At 71.1% G+C, this 15,696-nt stretch carries 12 protein-coding genes and 2 tRNA genes; 11 read left to right on the top strand and 3 right to left on the bottom strand.

All coding sequences use genetic code 11. The features are described from left to right. Positions 1 to 436 precede the first annotated feature (436 nt). Positions 437 to 1,375 carry a dihydropteroate synthase gene (gene folP, locus ABT295_RS12990; RefSeq protein WP_502991176.1) on the top strand — a complete coding sequence of 313 codons (939 nt, stop codon included), beginning with the start codon at positions 437 to 439 and terminating at the stop codon, positions 1,373 to 1,375. 227 nt (positions 1,376 to 1,602) lie between these two features. Further along, positions 1,603 to 1,806, top strand: a complete 204-nt coding sequence (locus ABT295_RS12985) for a cold-shock protein (RefSeq protein WP_013491183.1) — start codon at positions 1,603 to 1,605, stop codon at positions 1,804 to 1,806. A gap of 110 nt (positions 1,807 to 1,916) precedes the next feature. On the opposite strand, the gene ABT295_RS12980 is transcribed toward ABT295_RS12985, so the two are convergent. Further along, a complete protein-coding gene (locus ABT295_RS12980) occupies positions 1,917 to 3,428 on the bottom strand; it encodes an LCP family protein (RefSeq protein WP_352394826.1) in 1,512 nt (503 codons plus the stop codon). Between the two features lie 195 nt (positions 3,429 to 3,623). Here ABT295_RS12980 and ABT295_RS12975 point away from each other — a divergent pair. Further along, positions 3,624 to 3,713 (top strand) — tRNA-Ser (locus ABT295_RS12975). 99 nt (positions 3,714 to 3,812) lie between these two features. Here the strand turns inward: ABT295_RS12975 and ABT295_RS12970 are convergent. Beyond that, positions 3,813 to 4,322, bottom strand: a complete 510-nt coding sequence (locus ABT295_RS12970) for a DUF6328 family protein (protein ID WP_345508021.1) — start codon at positions 4,320 to 4,322, stop codon at positions 3,813 to 3,815. 115 nt (positions 4,323 to 4,437) lie between these two features. Continuing rightward, complete coding sequence (locus tag ABT295_RS12965; RefSeq protein ID WP_352394825.1) at positions 4,438 to 6,282, bottom strand: phosphoenolpyruvate carboxykinase (GTP); 1,845 nt, start codon at positions 6,280 to 6,282, stop codon at positions 4,438 to 4,440. Between the two features lie 345 nt (positions 6,283 to 6,627). On the opposite strand from ABT295_RS12965, the gene ABT295_RS12960 reads away from it, so the two are divergent. From ABT295_RS12960 to ABT295_RS12925, 8 genes are all read left to right on the top strand, one after another. Next, a tRNA-Arg gene (locus ABT295_RS12960) sits at positions 6,628 to 6,700 on the top strand. Between the two features lie 234 nt (positions 6,701 to 6,934). Continuing rightward, a complete protein-coding gene (locus tag ABT295_RS12955) occupies positions 6,935 to 8,593 on the top strand; it encodes an AMP-binding protein (RefSeq protein ID WP_352394824.1) in 1,659 nt (552 codons plus the stop codon). Positions 8,594 to 8,728: 135 nt separating this feature from the next. Then, positions 8,729 to 10,174: a sunset domain-containing protein gene (locus tag ABT295_RS12950; RefSeq protein ID WP_352394823.1), complete on the top strand. Its 1,446-nt coding sequence runs from the start codon at positions 8,729 to 8,731 to the stop codon at positions 10,172 to 10,174. 112 nt (positions 10,175 to 10,286) lie between these two features. Beyond that, a complete protein-coding gene (gene argS / locus ABT295_RS12945) occupies positions 10,287 to 12,047 on the top strand; it encodes an arginine--tRNA ligase (protein WP_352394822.1) in 1,761 nt (586 codons plus the stop codon). 49 nt (positions 12,048 to 12,096) lie between these two features. After that, the gene (locus ABT295_RS12940) at positions 12,097 to 12,816 is read left to right on the top strand and encodes a flavodoxin family protein (RefSeq protein ID WP_345508026.1); all 720 of its coding nucleotides are present in this window, start codon (positions 12,097 to 12,099) and stop codon (positions 12,814 to 12,816) included. Between the two features lie 114 nt (positions 12,817 to 12,930). Further along, positions 12,931 to 13,311, top strand: a complete 381-nt coding sequence (locus ABT295_RS12935) for an SHOCT domain-containing protein (protein WP_352394821.1) — start codon at positions 12,931 to 12,933, stop codon at positions 13,309 to 13,311. 21 nt (positions 13,312 to 13,332) lie between these two features. Next, the gene (locus ABT295_RS12930; RefSeq protein ID WP_352394820.1) at positions 13,333 to 14,706 is read left to right on the top strand and encodes a DUF2252 domain-containing protein; all 1,374 of its coding nucleotides are present in this window, start codon (positions 13,333 to 13,335) and stop codon (positions 14,704 to 14,706) included. A gap of 67 nt (positions 14,707 to 14,773) precedes the next feature. After that, entirely contained in the window at positions 14,774 to 15,628 is an 855-nt protein-coding gene (locus ABT295_RS12925) for a DUF4328 domain-containing protein (protein ID WP_352394819.1), read from the top strand. Positions 15,629 to 15,696: the final 68 nt, after the last annotated feature.

The raw sequence follows: 15,696 nt of genomic DNA, 5'->3' as shown, positions 1-15,696 counted from the left end.
GCATCCGGGCATGAAAAAAGGGGCTCCGGTGATCCGGAGTCCCTTTCGTTCATGGTGGTCAGAGGAGGCCGAGGCGCTCCTCGAACGTCGTGCTGGAGTTGTACTGACCGACCAGCTGGGTGCGGGACGGGCGGTTCATCGCTGCGAAGAACGACACGATGTACGACATGGCGGTATTCAGTTTCCTTGCATGGCAAAGCCCCCGCCGATTCGTCGTTGGGGGCTCGGTGGTCGATCGTCATTCCGGGACGATCAGGACCGGCAGACCGTCCGCGACCCGACCGGGAGCGTGGTTGGGCCGCGGACGAGGCCTGCTCCGCAATCATAACAGTTCTGCAACCATGCTCTTGACACCCGTTGACCTGCGGCGGACCGCGTGAGATACGACAGTGTGAGCAGACCCTCCGGCCCGGACCGCGGCCCGTCCACCACCGAGATCCTCGGCGCGCTGGCCCCGCTCGACCTGCCGGAACCGAGCCCGCTCGTGCTGCGCGGCAGGCGGTTCGACGCCGCCGCGCCCGCCGTCATGGCGATCGTCAACCGGACGCCCGACTCGTTCTTCAGCGGCAACCGGCACGCCGACCTGGCCTCGGCCAAGGCGGCGCTCGCCGACGCGGTCGAGCGGGGCGCCGACCTCGTCGACGTCGGTGGCGTCCGGGCCGGCCAGGAGGGTGAGGTCGTCGACGCCGACGAGGAGATCCGGCGGGTCGTGCCGTTCCTCGAGTGGGCCCGCGCGGCGCACCCCGACGTCATCCTCAGCCTCGACACGTGGCGGGCCGAGGTCGCGCTCGCCGCCGCCGGCACGGTCGACCTCGTCAACGACACGTGGGCCGGCCACGACCGCGACCTCGTCCACGTCGCCGCGCGCATCGGGGCGGGCTACGTCATCTCGCACACGGGCGGACTCCCGCCCCGGACCGACCCCGTCGACGTCAGCTACGGCGACGACCCCCTCGACGTCGTGCGCGACGTCGTGCGCACGCTCGCCGAGGGTGCGCGGGCGGCCGAGCGCGCCGGCATACCGAAGGAGCGCATCCTCGTCGACCCCACCCTCGACTTCGGCAAGACGACGGCGCACTCGCTCGAGGTGCTGCGGCACACCGCCGACGTCGTGGCGCTGGGCTACCCCGTGCTGCAAGCGATGTCGCGCAAGGACTTCGTCGGCGAGACGCTCGACCTGCCGGCCGAGGAGCGGCTCGAGGGCTCGCTCGCGGCGACGGCGGTGGCGGCGTGGCTCGGGGCCACGGTGTTCCGCGCGCACGACGTGCGCGCGACCCGTCGGGTGGTCGACATGGTGGCCACGATCCGCGGTGACCGGCCGCCCCGACTGGCCCTGCGGGGGACCGTTCGACGGGCCGAGGGCGAGCCCGCCTGAGCGGTGGAAAAAGGCGGTCATCGCCCCTCACCGAGGCGCGGTATTCTGCTAGGTTCGTCGCGGTTGCAGTTGCAGTTCCTAGCAGTCGAGCAGGCGCCCGTCATCCGCAACGATGACGGGATTTCTTTTCGACGTCGGTGGGTCCGCCCGTCGAGTGGAGTCACGGCGGCAGCTTGGGAGGCGCGAGGTGCGTTGTCCCACACGCTAGAGAAGGAAGAGTCACCCGTATGGCACAGGGCACCGTCAAGTGGTTCAACGCTGAGAAGGGCTTTGGCTTCATCGCCCAGGACGGCGGCGGCCCCGACGTCTTCGTCCACTACTCGGCCATCCAGTCGAACGGCTACCGTTCGCTGGACGAGGCGCAGCGAGTCGAGTTCGAGGTCACGCAGGGTCCGAAGGGCCCGCAGGCCGACGCAGTTCGCCCGCTCTGATCACTCGAGATCCACAGCAACGAGCGACACCAACCCGTCGTTTGTGACGAAGCCCCCGGCCGTCGGCCGGGGGCTTCGTTCGTCACCGGGACCCTGCCCGTCGGCGCGGCTCAGCAGGTCTCGTAGGCGTCGGCAGCCGAGGTCGTCGTCTTCGTCGGCGTGCTCGTCTTCGTCGGCTTCGGCGTCGCCTTCGGCGGGGCGATCCCCTTCTGGACGAGCCTGCGGATGAGGTCGTAGTCCGGGTTCCCCGACAGGACGCCCTGGGCCTGGGTCAGGGCGACGCTGTTGATCTTCGACTTCTGCACGCGCTCGACGAGGTCGACGAAGGCGGGCAGGTTCTGGCCGGGGATGTCGGTGTAGATGTTGTTCTTGAGGATGCTGGCGATCTCGGGGTACTTGCTGACCATCGAGGCGGGGTTCACCTGGTTGACGATCGCCTGCACGACGCAGCGCTGTCGCATCTGGCGGTACGTGTCGCTGTCGGCCGCGCGGGTGCGGGCGTACCAGAGGGAGTGCCAGCCGTCGAGGTGCTGGCGGCCCGGCTCGAAGTACCCCTTGACGCCGTAGAGGCGCCCGGACGCGTCGTGCGCGCCACCGATCGTCAGCTTGGTGCCGTAGCCGCTCAGCTTGACGTTGATGTCGAGGCCGCCCATGGCGTCGATGAGCTGCGAGAAGCCCTTGAGGTCGATGACGACCATCTGGTCGACCTTGAGGCCGGTGATCTCCTGGACCGCGCCGCGGATCTCGGTGCGCCCGGGCTCCTCACCGGTCGGGTAGGAGCCGGGGTGGCTCTTCGCGTACGTCTCGGCCTCGACGTAGAGGTTGGTGAGCATGCACTGCCCGGGGCCCTGCGAGCAGGTGCGGTTGGGCTGTCCGAAGTGGCCCGACGGGTAGCGCGCGAGCAGCGGGCTCTCGGGTGAGAGGGGCGCGTTCAGCAGGTTGCGGGGCATGGAGATCAGTGCCGTGCGACCGGACTTCGTGTCGATGCTCGCGAGGATCATCGAGTCGGTGCGGATGCCGATGCGGTCCGCGCCGGCGTCGGAGCCGAGCAGCAGGATGTTGACGCGGGCCTGGTCGGCCCACGGGTCGTCGCCCTCCGAGACCTGCGCTCCGACGCCCGGCTTGACGGGCGTCGTGCCGAAGACCTGGGCGACGGTGGTCTTGGTGATCGTCGCGTACTCCGCGAACTTGAACGAGGAGCCGGCGACGAGGAACACCATGATCGTGGTGAACGCCGCGAGCAGGCGCGTGCGCGTGCGGTCGAGCCGGGTCGGGCGCGACTGCACGGCCGTGAGGATGATCGAGCCGCACCAGAGGATGCCGCCGACGACGAAGAGGACCGCGAGCACCTGCAGCACGGTGGGGCGCGAGACGACGGCCAGGGCGGCGTTCGTGGCGCCCGCGCGCACGACGTAGGACGCGCCGACCCCGAGGGCGAGGACCGCGAGCACGAGGATCGTCCAGCCGGCCTTGCGGCTGCGCGTCCGGGTCAGGCCGGCACCGGGTACGACGGTGCCCAGAGCGGTGAGTCCGACGGCGCGTCGGAAGCCCGACCTGAGCTCACGACGCAGCGTGTCGCGGGTCTGGCCGTCAGCCTGACCTCGCGCGTTCGGGTTGGTCATGGAGTCCTCTCTCATCCGCTCGCGCGCACGAGCCGACAGGACATTGTGCCCCGGATCCTCGCGCGATACCTCATCGCCCCCGGCGTCGCCGCATCGGGGTGCCGGAGGGACCCGGTTTGGGCGGGGCCCGCTCGTGCCGGTAGCCTGTGTCCGCCCGTGCATCCGACGCCGCCTCGGCGGTCTCGATCCGGGCACGGAGGCGTCGCATAGTGGCCTAGTGCGCCCGCCTGCTAAGCGGGTTGAGGATAAAACCTCTCGCGGGTTCAAATCCCGCCGCCTCCGCCAGCACCACACCGAAGGACCCCGACGCGTCGCCGTCGGGGTCCTTCTGTCGTATGCCGTCCCTACCGTCCCCGCCCGTCCCCGGGATGGTGACCCCGGCGCTCAGGCAGGGGTCTCGCTGCCCGCCTCGACGTTGCGCCGGGCCAGGTCGCGCTTCGAGAGCGGCACGGCCACCCAGAGCGCGAGGCCGAACACGAGCAGGGCCCCACCGATCCACAGGGCGGCCGTGTGCGACAGGAGCACGTCGAGCACGAGCACGACGCCGCCGACGATGCCGAGCCCGAGCGTCAGCAGACCCACCATCATGAGCCGGTCGGTGTAGGTGACGAGGAAGTCCTTGAGGCCCTTGCGGAAGAGCGTCCGGTGCATGGCGACGGGCGCCGTGAAGGTGATGACGCTGACGGCGAGCGCCAGCAGCGTGCCGACGTAGATGGTGCGCTGCAGGTCCGTGAGGATCGTGAAGCGCTGCTGGAACGGCACGGTCAGCAGGAAGGCGAACAGGATCTGCACGCCCGCCTGGGCGATGCGCAGCTCCTGCAGCTGCTCTCCGAAGTTGCGGTCGATCCGCTCCGCCTCGGACTCGTCACGCGTGTAGGCCGTCTGGTCGCTCATGGGTGACACGTACCCCGCTGCACGTGGCAGGGCCCGGCACCGCAACGGTGCCGGGCCCCGCATCACGTCGTCCGCGCCGGTGCGGCGGCGGGTGGAGCGATCCTCGGTGGTCGGGTCAGCCCTGGCCGACCCGCGCCTTGAGGGTGTCGAACTCGGCCCACAGCTCCGCGGGGAGCTGCTCGCCGAACTTGTCGAACCACTCCTGGATGAGGGGCAGCTCCTTGGCCCAGTCGGCCGCGTCGACCCGGATGGCCTTGGCGACCTGCTCGGGCGTCATGTCGAGCCCGTCGATGTCGATGGCGCCCTCGGTCGGCACGAACCCGATCGGGGTCTCCACGGCATCGGCGTCGCCGTCGAGGCGCTCGATGACCCACTTGAGCACCCGGCTGTTCTCACCGAAGCCGGGCCAGAGGAAGGAGCCGTCCTCCTCGTCACGACGGAACCAGTTGACCCCGAAGATGCGGGGCAGCTTGGACGCGTCCGCGCTCTTGCCGATCTCGAGCCAGTGGTTCATGTAGTCACCGGCGTGGTAGCCGATGAAGGGCAGCATCGCCATCGGGTCGCGGCGCACGACGCCGACGGCGCCGGTGGCCGCAGCCGTCGTCTCGGACGACAGGGTGGCGCCGATGAAGGTGCCGTGCTGCCAGTCGCGGGACTCGTAGACGAGCGGCACGGTCGTCTTGCGGCGGCCGCCGAAGAGGATCGCGTCGATCGGCACGCCGTCGGGGTTGTCGTACTCCGGCGCGATCATCGGGCACTGCGACGCCGGCGTGCAGAAGCGGCTGTTCGGGTGGCTCGAGAGCGTGCCGGCCTTGCCGTCCTCAGGCGTCCAGTCGTTCCCGTGCCAGTCGGTCAGGTGCGCCGGCGGCTCGTCGGTCATGCCCTCCCACCACACGTCGCCGTCGTCGGTCAGGGCGACGTTGGTGAAGACCGAGTTGCCCTTCTCGATGGTGGCCATCGCGTTGGGGTTGGTCGAGGCACCCGTGCCCGGGGCCACGCCGAAGAGGCCGAACTCGGGGTTGACGGCATACAGCCGCCCGTCCTCGCCGAAGCGCATCCACGCGATGTCGTCGCCGACCATCTCGGCCTTCCAGCCGGGCACGGTCGGGGTGATCATCGCGAGGTTCGTCTTGCCGCACGCGGAGGGGAAGGCCGCCGCGACGTAGTGCACCGAGCCCTTCGGCGACGTGAGCTTGAGGATGAGCATGTGCTCGGCCATCCAGCCCTCGTCGCGCGCGATCGCCGACGCGATGCGCAGGGAGTAGCACTTCTTGCCGAGCAGCGCGTTTCCGCCGTAGCCCGAGCCGTAGCTCCAGATCGTGCGCTCCTCGGGGAAGTGCACGATGTACTTCGTGTCGGAGCACGGCCACGCGACGTCGGCCTGGCCGTCGGCGAGCGGGGCGCCGACCGAGTGCAGCGCAGGCACGTAGTCGGCGTTCGTCTCCTCGATCTTGCGCAGGACGGCGTCGCCGCAGCGCGCCATGACGAGCATGGAGACGACGACGTAGGCCGAGTCGGTGATCTCGACCCCGAACATCGGCACCTTGGCGTCGAGGTGGCCCATGACGAACGGGATGACGTACATCGTGCGGCCCTGCATGCAGCCGCGGTAGAGCTCGGTCATCCGGGCCTTCATCAGCTCGGGTGCCATCCAGTTGTTGGTGGGCCCGCAGTCCTTCTCGTCGACCGAGCAGATGTAGGTGCGGTCCTCGACGCGCGCGACGTCGGTGGGGTCGCTCGCGCAGTAGAAGGAGTTCGGCTTCCGGCTCTCGTCGAGCCGCGTGAACGTGCCGGCGTCGACGAGCTGGTCGGTCAGCTCCACCCACTCCTCGGGGGTGCCGGTGATCCAGCGGATGTCGCGCGGCTGCGTCAGCTCGGCGACCTGCTCGACCCAGGCGGCCAGGCCCGCGTGCGTCGTGTGTGTCTGTTTCTCGTGGGTCGTGGTCAACTCGGGGCCCATCCCTTCGCGCGCGGTGCCGCCCGGCACCACGTCGTGCCGGTTCGAAGCTGTTCCCCACGTGGCCCGGCGCGAGCCCGGATGGGGCTGCAGGTGTCCACATGCTGAACAGATGACGTGATGAGTTCAAGGTACGCGCCGGCACCGGTGGCTTTGGCCGCTACCGGACCGGGCGGCGGTGAGACGGCTCACACCCGGTGGTGACCGCAAGAATTTCGACGACGGGCTGCCGTTTTCTTGCAGTCCTTGCAGTCGCCGTCGGTCGCGCGCGGGGGCCGATTTCGTCTCTGCCGACCCGACCCGCTAAGGTAACTCTTCGTTCCTCCGGACACGTTCCGGAACGGATCTGCACCCGTAGCTCAACGGATAGAGCATCTGACTACGGATCAGAAGGTTAGGGGTTCGAATCCCTTCGGGTGCACTCTGTGTTGAGACAGAAGAAGAGCGGTCCGCCCTGCGAGAGCAGGCGGGCCGCTCTCGCTTTCCCGGGGGGCGGACGGGGTGCAGACGGGGTGCGGGCGGGGTGCGCGCGGGGTGCGGAGCCGAGGGCCGCGTGACGCGGCCGACACCCGGGTCGGGGCGGAACGCCTTGCGCAGCGGCCGTGGCGGGGGTTGGGTGAGACCGTCCGTCCACCGCCGCACGTCCGGAGACCCGATGACCGTTTCGCCGTCCGCCACCGCGACCGACCTCGACCCGACGCTGTCGCACACCCGCGGCGAGACCGAGCCCGCGCTGCTCGAGACGACGATCGGCGACGACTTCGACGCCACGGTCGCGCGCTTCCCCGACCGCGAGGCCCTCGTCGACGTCGCGCAGGGCCGGCGGTGGACGTATGCCGAGCTGCAGGCCGACGTCGATAGGCTCGCCCGCGCGCTGCTGGCCGTCGGCGTGCGCACCGGCGACCGGGTCGGCATCTGGGCGCCCAACTGCTCGGAGTGGACGCTCGTGCAGTACGCGACGGCCAAGATGGGCGCGATCCTCGTCAACATCAACCCGAGCTACCGCTCGCACGAGCTGAAGTACGTCCTCGAGCAGGCCGGCATCTCGACCCTGGTGGCGGCGGAGTCGTTCAAGTCGAGCAGCTACCGCGACATGGTCGACGAGGTGCGCGAGGAGGTCGAGACGCTCGAGCGGGTCGTCTACATCGGGACCGCCGACTGGGATGCGCTCGTCGCGCGGGCCGACGACGTCGCCGCGAGCGAGCTGGCCGGCATCCAGGCGGGCCTCGCGAACACCGACCCGATCAACATCCAGTACACCTCGGGCACGACGGGCTTCCCCAAGGGTGCGACCCTCAGCCACCGCAACATCCTCAACAACGGCTACTTCGTCGGGGAGCTCTGCGACTACACGGAGGAGGACCGGGTCTGCATCCCGGTGCCGTTCTACCACTGCTTCGGCATGGTCATGGGCAACCTCGCGTGCACGACGCACGGCGCCTGCATGGTGATCCCGGCGCCGGGCTTCGACCCCGCGGCGACCCTGCGGGCCACGCAGGACGAGAAGGTCACCTCGCTCTACGGCGTGCCCACGATGTTCATCGCCGAGTGGAACCTGCCCGACTTCGCCGACTACGACCTCTCGAGCGTGCGCACCGGCATCATGGCCGGCTCGCCGTGCCCGGCGGAGCTGATGAAGAGCCTCATCGCGGCCGGCATCGAGGAGATGACGATCTGCTACGGCATGACGGAGACGTCGCCGGTGTCGACGCAGAACCGCACCGACGACACGTTCGAGCAGAAGGTCGGCACCGTCGGCCGCGTCGGGCCGCACCTCGAGATCAAGATCGTCGACCCGGTGAGCGGTGAGACCCTGCCGCGCGGCCAGGCCGGCGAGTTCCTCACCAAGGGCTACTCGGTGATGCTCGGCTACTGGGAGCAGCCCGACAAGACGGCCGAGGCGATCGAGGACGGCTGGATGCACACCGGCGACATCGGCGTCATGCACGACGACGGCTACGTCGAGATCACCGGGCGGATCAAGGACATGGTCATCCGCGGCGGCGAGAACGTCTACCCGCGCGAGATCGAGGAGTTCCTCTACACGCACCCGGACGTCCTCGACGCCCAGGTCATCGGGGTGCCCGACGAGAAGTACGGCGAGGAGCTCTGCGCGTGGGTCCGGATGAAGGACGGCGCCGAGCCGCTCACCGCGGAGTCGCTGCGGGCGTTCTGCACCGGCCAGCTCGCCCACTACAAGATCCCGCGCTACGTCGAGATCGTCGACGAGTTCCCCATGACGGTGACGGGCAAGATCCGCAAGGTCGAGATGCGGGAGGAGACCGCGCGCCGGCTGGGACTCGGCTCACGGTGACCCTGCGGTCACACGGGTGCGGACCGGGGGGCCTGACCTCTCCCGGGACGGTCCGGGTCGCGCCCGCGGGGCAGTAGGTTCTGGGGGAGGCGGCCGCCAGGACCGGCGCCCGACACGACTCGACAAGGGGATGCAATGTCCGACACGGGCAAGACGGTGCTGTGGATCGCGGTGGCGGTCGTCGTCGTCGTGGTGGTCGTCTGGTGGTTCGTCGCCGCAGGGCGTCGCCGCGAGCACGAGGCGCGCCGCTTCGAGGCCGGCGAGCTGCGCGCGAGCGCCGACGAGCGTCGCGCCGAGGTGCGCAGCCGGGAGGACCGCGCGTCGGTGACCGGCGAGATGGCGGCGGAGGCGCGGGCGGAGGCCGAGCGCAAGGCCGCCGAGGCCCGGCGGCTCGAGGACCAGGCCCGCCGTGACCGCGAGGCGGCCACGGCCGCGGCGGCCGAGCAGCAGCGGCTCGCCCGCGAGGCCGACCGCATCGACCCCGACGTGCGCACCGACGAGCAGGGTCGCCGTCTGGACGCCCCGGCCACGCACGAGCCGCTCGGCGCCGACGAGGACAAGGACGACGACCTCGCCGACGCCGTCAACCCCTTCGCGCCGCCCGCCGACCTGGCGGCCGACGAGAGCGTCGACGGGACGCGTGAGGCCCCGGTGGGTACTGAACGGACGACAGCGGCGTCGACCGGCACCGGGACCGACACCGAGACCGCCAGCGAGGGGACTCCTGCCATGGCACAGAGCACGCCCAGCACCGAAGGACAGGACGCCGCCGAGGCGACCGAGCAGCCGACCGACCAGCCGACGGGGCAGGTCGCGGCGCCGACCGACGAGCCCGCCGCGGCGCCGGCCGACGAGCCGAAGAGCTCCGCCGCGACCCAGGACGCCACGCCGGAGCCGACCGAGGTGGCCGCACCGGACCGGTCGGGCGACACGGCATCCGACGACACGGCATCCGACGAGACGGCATCGGACGACACGGCATCCGTCGACACCTCGGATGACGCGGCATCCGGCGACACGGCATCCGGCGACGGCCCGGCTCCGGCGGCCCAGGAGGTCGACGTGCCGGCGCTCGCCGACGCGGACGACGTCGTCGTGGCCGGCGGCACCCCCGACAACGACCCCGGCGACCACCGCGGCCAGCCGTGGGCGACGACCCCCGGCCAGCCCGGTCTGGACGACGGCGACGAGCCGGCGGACGAGGGGGTCGACGTCGACATGGCGCCGCACTCCCACGCGAGCGACGAGACCGACGAGGTCGCCGAGGCCGTCGGCGACGACGCCGCGGGTGACCGGGTGCCTGACGACGACGCGGACGGCACGGGTGCGGACGCCGGTGCGCAGGCGGGCTCGCGCCGGGTCTCGGAGTTCGACGAGGTCGTCGACGGTGGCTTCGGCCTCGGCTCGGCCGCGCCGATCCACGACGGCGCCCAGCCGCTCGGCCACGCCGTCAAGGGCCGCCGCGAGGCCATGACGTTCACCGGCCCCGGCGACGAGGGCTACGACGACGCCGAGCCGGACGTGTGGTTCTACAACGAGGAGGCCGCCCGCCGCGCCGGCTTCCACCGCGACGGCGAGTGACCACCGCCTGACCACGGACTGACCACCGCCTGACCGCTCGATCGCAGGAGCGCACCCGCGCCCGGGGAAACCCGGGCGCAGGTGCGCTCGTCGCGCTCATAGACTGGCCCGCATGGTTTCACCGCTCGTGGCGATCACGCCCAAGGTCCAGTCCGCGATCGCCGCCGCTCTCGGCGACGACTTCCGCGAGGCCGACCCGGTGCTGCGCCCGTCGCAGTTCGCCGACGTGCAGGTCAACGCCGCGCTCGCGCTCGCCAAGCGGGTCGGTATGCCGCCGCGCGACGTCGCGGCCAAGATCGTGGCCGCCCTCGAGCTCGACGGCGTCTGCGAGGGCGTCGAGGTGAGTGGCCCCGGCTTCATCAACCTCACCTTCTCCGACGCGTGGCTCGCCCAGCTGCTCCAGCAGGTCGAGGGCGACGAGCGGGCCGGCGTGCCGCTCGAGCAGACGCAGAACATCCCGATCGACTACTCCGCCCCCAACGTGGCCAAGGAGATGCACGTCGGCCACCTGCGCACCACCGTCGTCGGTGACTCGATCGCCCGCACGCTCGAGCACCTCGGCCACCACGTCATCCGGCAGAACCACATCGGCGACTGGGGCACCCCGTTCGGCATGCTCATCGAGCACCTCCTCGAGGTGGGCGAGGGGTCGCCGGAGTCGGAGCTGCTCGTCACCGACCCGAACGCCTTCTACCAGGCCGCGCGGGTGAAGTTCGACGCGGCGGAGAAGGCCGAGCCGGCCGGCAGCGCGGGCGACTTCAACGTCCGGGCCCGCTCGCGCGTCGTGCTGCTCCAGGCCGGCGACGCCGAGACGCTGCGGCTCTGGAACGAGCTCGTCGACCTCTCCAAGGTCTACTTCAACAAGCTCTACTCGACGCTCGGCGTCACCCTGACCGACCTGCACCTCGCCGGCGAGTCGATGTACAACGACGCGCTGCCCGGGATCTGCGAGGAGCTCGAGTCGCGGGGGATCGCCGAGGTGTCGGAGGGCGCGCTCTGCGTCTTCCTCGACGGCTACACGGGCCGCGAGGGCAAGCCGGTGCCGCTCATCATCCGCAAGTCCGACGGCGGCTACGGCTACGCCACGACCGACCTCGCGACGATCCGCTACCGCGTGCGCGACCTCGGCGCGCACCGGGTGCTCTACGTCATCGGTGCGCCGCAGTCGCTGCACCTCAACATGGTGTGGGACACCGCCCGCAAGGCCGGTTGGCTGCCCGACGGCGTCAAGCCGGTCCACGTGCAGATCGGCAACGTGCTCGGCGAGGACCGCAAGATCCTCAAGACGCGCTCCGGGGCGCCGCTGCGGCTCATGGCCCTGCTCGAGGAGGCCGTCGACAAGGCCCGCTCCGTCATCGACGAGACGCGGCCCGACCTCGACGACGACGTCCGCGCCACCATCGCGCGCCAGATCGGCATCGGCGCCGTCAAGTACGCCGACCTGTCCGTCGCGCACGACAGCGAGTACGTCTTCGACCTCGACCGCATGGTCGCCCTCACCGGCAACACCGGCCCGTACCTGCAGTACGTCGTCGCGCGGATCCGCTCGATCTTCCGCCAGGTCGCGCTCGACCCGGCCGACCAGCACGCCGCGCTCGTGCTCGGCGAGCCGCACGAGCGGGCCCTCGCCCTGCACCTGCTCGGGTTCGGCGACGTCGTGGCCGAGGTCGGCGCGACCTACGAGCCGCACCGGCTCGCCGGCTACCTCTTCGACCTGGCCCAGGCGTTCTCGGCGTTCTACGAGAACTGCCCGGTGCTCAAGGCCGACCTCGACGAGGTCAAGGCGTCGCGCCTGACCCTGTGCGCGCTCGTGCTGCGGGTCATGACGACCGGACTCGACCTGCTCGGCGTGGAGGCACCCGAGCAGATGTGACCGGTTCGACCCGTTGTCGATCCGACTGCGGGAGAGGACAGTCGGTCGCATGAGCGAGACGAGCGGGTGGGACTTCAGCGGCCTCAGGGCCACGTACGTCAACTGCACCCTGAAGAAGAGCCCGGAGACGAGCCACACCCAGGGTCTCGTCGACGCGAGTGCCGCCATCATGCGCGAGCACGGGGTGCGCGTCGACGAGATCCGTCTCGTCGACCACGACGTCGCGACCGGCGTCTACCCCGACATGCGCGAGCACGGCTGGGAGACCGACGCCTGGCCGGACCTCTACCCCGGCATCCTCGAGAGCCAGATCCTCGTCGTCGCGGGCCCGATCTGGCTCGGCGACAACTCGAGCGTGACGAAGCGCCTCATCGAGCGCATCTACGCGTTGAGTGGGATGCTCAACGACAAGGGCCAGTACCTCTTCTACGGCAGGGTCGCCGGCTGCCTCATCACCGGCAACGAGGACGGCATCAAGCACTGCGCGCAGAACGTCCTCTACAGCCTCCAGCACGTCGGCTATACGATCCCGCCCAACGCCGACGCCGGCTGGATCGGCGAGGCGGGGCCCGGCCCGAGCTACCTCGACCCGGGCAGCGGCGGACCGGAGAACGACTTCACCAACCGCAACACGACGTTCATGACCTGGAACCTCATGCACCTGGCGCGGATGCTCGACGCGGCGGGGGGAGTGCCGGCATACGGCAACCAGCGATCGGCGTGGAACTCCGGCGAGCACTTCGGGTGGCACAACCCCGAGTACCGCTGAGCTGCGCGGCGCCGGCGCCCGAGTCACCCCGCGGGGATGATGCCGCCCGCGGGCGGTGGTCCGGACGATGGGAGGGGCACCAGAGCGGTGCTGCCTTTCGAGAGAGGTCGGCCCATGTCGTTCTGGGACATCATCTGGTTCATCATCGTCTTCTTCGCGTTCGCCTCCTACCTCATGGTGCTCTTCTCGATCGTCGGGGACCTCTTCCGTGACCCGTCGGTGTCGGGAGGCATGAAGGCCGTGTGGGTCGTCTGCCTCGTCTTCTTCACCTTCATCACGGCCGTCGTCTACCTCGTCGTGCGCGGCCGCGGGATGAACGAGCGCTCGGCCAAGGTCTACGAGCAGGCCCGTCAGGCGCAGGAGAACTACGTGCGCTCGCTCGCCGGCTCCGGCACCTCGGCGCCCGAGCAGATCGCCAAGGCCAAGGAGCTGCTCGACTCGGGCGCCATCTCCGCCGACGAGTTCGCGACCCTCAAGCAGAAGGCGATGGCCTGAGGTCAGGAGTCGAGGGTCCCGGTGGGCACCCTTCCCGGTCTGCCCGGTCTGCCCGGTCTGCCCGGTCTGCCTGGTCCGCCCGGTCTCGGCGAGCACGCGCGGCTCGTCGTGCCGCCCGGTCAGGACCCCGTCGCGATCCTGCAGGAGCAGGGGAGCAGCCGCATCGAGGAGCTGCTGCCCGTGCGCTACGGCCGGATGCTCGCCTCGCCGTTCGCCTTCTACCGCGGTGCGGCCGCGATCATGGCTGCCGACCTCGGCGCCGGCCCGCGGACCGGGCTCGACGTGCAGCTCTGCGGCGACGCCCACATCTCGAACTTCGGCCTCTTCGCCTCGGCCGAGCGTCGTCACCTCTTCGACCTCAACGACTTCGACGAGACGTGGCCCGGCCCCTTCGAGTGGGACGTCAAGCGGTTCGCCGCGAGCCTGCACGTCGCGGCGCGCGGCAACGACGTGGGGCGGAAGCGTCGGCGCAGGATCGTCGTGGAGGCGGTCGACGCCTACCGGCGCGCCATGGCGGACTTCGCGGGCCGCTCGACGCTCGAGGTCTGGTACGCCCACGTCGAGCTGCAGCCCGGCCTGCCGCAGCTGAAGAAGGCGCTGCCGAAGCCGGCGCGGTCGTCGGCCCGCAAGGTGGTCACCGCCTCGCGCGGACGGGACTCGACGCGGGCCGCGCGGAAGCTGACCGTCACCGTCGACGGGCAGCCGCGCTTCCGCAGCGACCCGCCCCTGCTCGTCCCGATCCGGGAGCTGGCCCCCGACCGGGTCGCGGCGCTCGGCGAGTGGCTCGACCGCCTGCTCGACCAGTACCGCGAGAGCCTCCAGTCCGACCGGCGCGTCCTGCTCGACCGGTTCCGGCTCGTCGACGTCGCACGCAAGGCGGTGGGCGTCGGCAGCGTCGGCACCCGGGCCTGGCTGCTCCTCCTGCTCGACGAGGGCGGCGAACCCCTCGTGCTGCAGGCGAAGGAGGCGGTGCGCTCGGTGCTGGCCCACCACGCGCCCGCCGTCGGCCCGGACAACGAGGGGCAGCGCGTCGTCGAGGGCCAGCGCCTCATGCAGGCGAGCAGCGACCTGCTGCTCGGGTGGCAGCGCACCGCGGGCGACGACGGCGTGACGCGGGACTACTACGTGCGCCAGTTCCACGACTGGAAGGGCGGGTACGACGTCGAGGCGCTCGACGCCGACACCCTCGAGCTGCTCGCCAGGATCGCGGCCTGGACCCTGGCGCGCGCGCACGCCCGCTCCGGCGACCGGCGCGCGCTCGCCGCCTACCTGGGCGACACCCTCGAGTTCGCCAAGGCGGTCGCGGACTTCGCGGAGGCGTACGCCGACAAGAACGAGCGCGACCACGCGGCCCTCGCGGCGGCGGCGGCCGAGGGGCGGGTGCCCGTCGCCTGAGTGGCGCGGCCGGCCGCGACGGGCGATGCGCTAGATTCCGGCTGCCGACTCACAGGGGAGAGAACACATGAGCTACCAGCCGCCCACCACCTCAGGCACGCCCGACGTGCCGCCGACCCCGGACGCCCGCGATGCCGGCATCCCGGTCCCGACCGCGCCGGAGCCCGTCGCCGGCACGCTGCCCGCGCCGGTCGGGCAGCCGTATGCCGCAACGTTCCCCGCGACCGCGAGCGGGACGGCGAGCGGGACGGCGAGCGGCCCGGGTGCCGGGGTCGACGTGCGCCCGTGGCGCTCGTCCAACGACGTCATCGCGATCATCGTGCAGGTGCTCCTCGGCCTCACGGCCCTCGTCAACCTCGCCGTGGCGTTCACCGACGTCAGGCTGGCCGGGCTCGTGCGCGAGCGCGACTTCGACCGGGTCGTCGAGCTCGCCACGTCGGCCGAGTCGACCTACCGCCTCGCGATGCTGCTCGCCGTGCCGACCGTCATCGTCTTCGTCGTCTGGGTGCACCGCCTCTGGACCTCCGACCGGTCGGCGCACGCCGTCTACACCCGGAGCACCCGTCTCGCCGTGGGTGGCTGGTTCATCCCCGTCGCCAACCTGCTGCTCGGTGGGCGCGCGCTGCGCGACCTGTGGCACGGCACGGCGGCGGCCCGGGCCGGCGTCGACCAGGGCCCGGGGGTGCGCAGCACGCCCCGACTGCTCCTCGGCTGGTGGGTGGCGTGGTGCGTCATGTTCGTCACCACCCTCGCCAGCCGCGGTTCGCAGGCCGGGGTCGACCGTGCCACGTCGCTGACCGAGCTCGTGTCGGCGCTGGAGTCGGCGATCAACGCCGAGATCGCCGCGTGCACGATCTCGGCCGTGGCCGCCGTGCTCCTCGCCCTCGTCGTCCGCCGCATCACCGGCTTCACCCGGCGCTGAGCGGGCGCGAAGCGGGCGCGAAGCGGGCGGGCACGCAGCCGCGCCCGCCCCGCGCCCGTTCCGCGCCC

This window comes from Terrabacter sp. NPDC000476 (assembly GCF_040300125.1).
Taxonomy (GTDB): Bacteria; Actinomycetota; Actinomycetes; order Actinomycetales; family Dermatophilaceae; genus Terrabacter.
Note: the sequence above shows the minus strand (reverse complement) of the source record. Positions and strands in the feature narration are given on the sequence as shown.

What these genes read in the sequence shown, in the direction of transcription:
- ABT295_RS12925 (WP_352394819.1), top strand. Translation starts at nt 14,774, where the DNA reads ATGAGCTACCAGCCGCCCACCACCTCAGGCACGCCCGACGTGCCGCCG.
- ABT295_RS12980 (WP_352394826.1), bottom strand. Translation starts at nt 3,428, where the DNA reads ATGACCAACCCGAACGCGCGAGGTCAGGCTGACGGCCAGACCCGCGAC.
- ABT295_RS12985 (WP_013491183.1), top strand. Translation starts at nt 1,603, where the DNA reads ATGGCACAGGGCACCGTCAAGTGGTTCAACGCTGAGAAGGGCTTTGGC.
- ABT295_RS12955 (WP_352394824.1), top strand. Translation starts at nt 6,935, where the DNA reads ATGACCGTTTCGCCGTCCGCCACCGCGACCGACCTCGACCCGACGCTG.
- ABT295_RS12970 (WP_345508021.1), bottom strand. Translation starts at nt 4,322, where the DNA reads ATGAGCGACCAGACGGCCTACACGCGTGACGAGTCCGAGGCGGAGCGG.
- argS (WP_352394822.1), top strand. Translation starts at nt 10,287, where the DNA reads ATGGTTTCACCGCTCGTGGCGATCACGCCCAAGGTCCAGTCCGCGATC.
- ABT295_RS12965 (WP_352394825.1), bottom strand. Translation starts at nt 6,282, where the DNA reads ATGGGCCCCGAGTTGACCACGACCCACGAGAAACAGACACACACGACG.
- ABT295_RS12950 (WP_352394823.1), top strand. Translation starts at nt 8,729, where the DNA reads ATGTCCGACACGGGCAAGACGGTGCTGTGGATCGCGGTGGCGGTCGTC.
- ABT295_RS12935 (WP_352394821.1), top strand. Translation starts at nt 12,931, where the DNA reads ATGTCGTTCTGGGACATCATCTGGTTCATCATCGTCTTCTTCGCGTTC.
- ABT295_RS12940 (WP_345508026.1), top strand. Translation starts at nt 12,097, where the DNA reads ATGAGCGAGACGAGCGGGTGGGACTTCAGCGGCCTCAGGGCCACGTAC.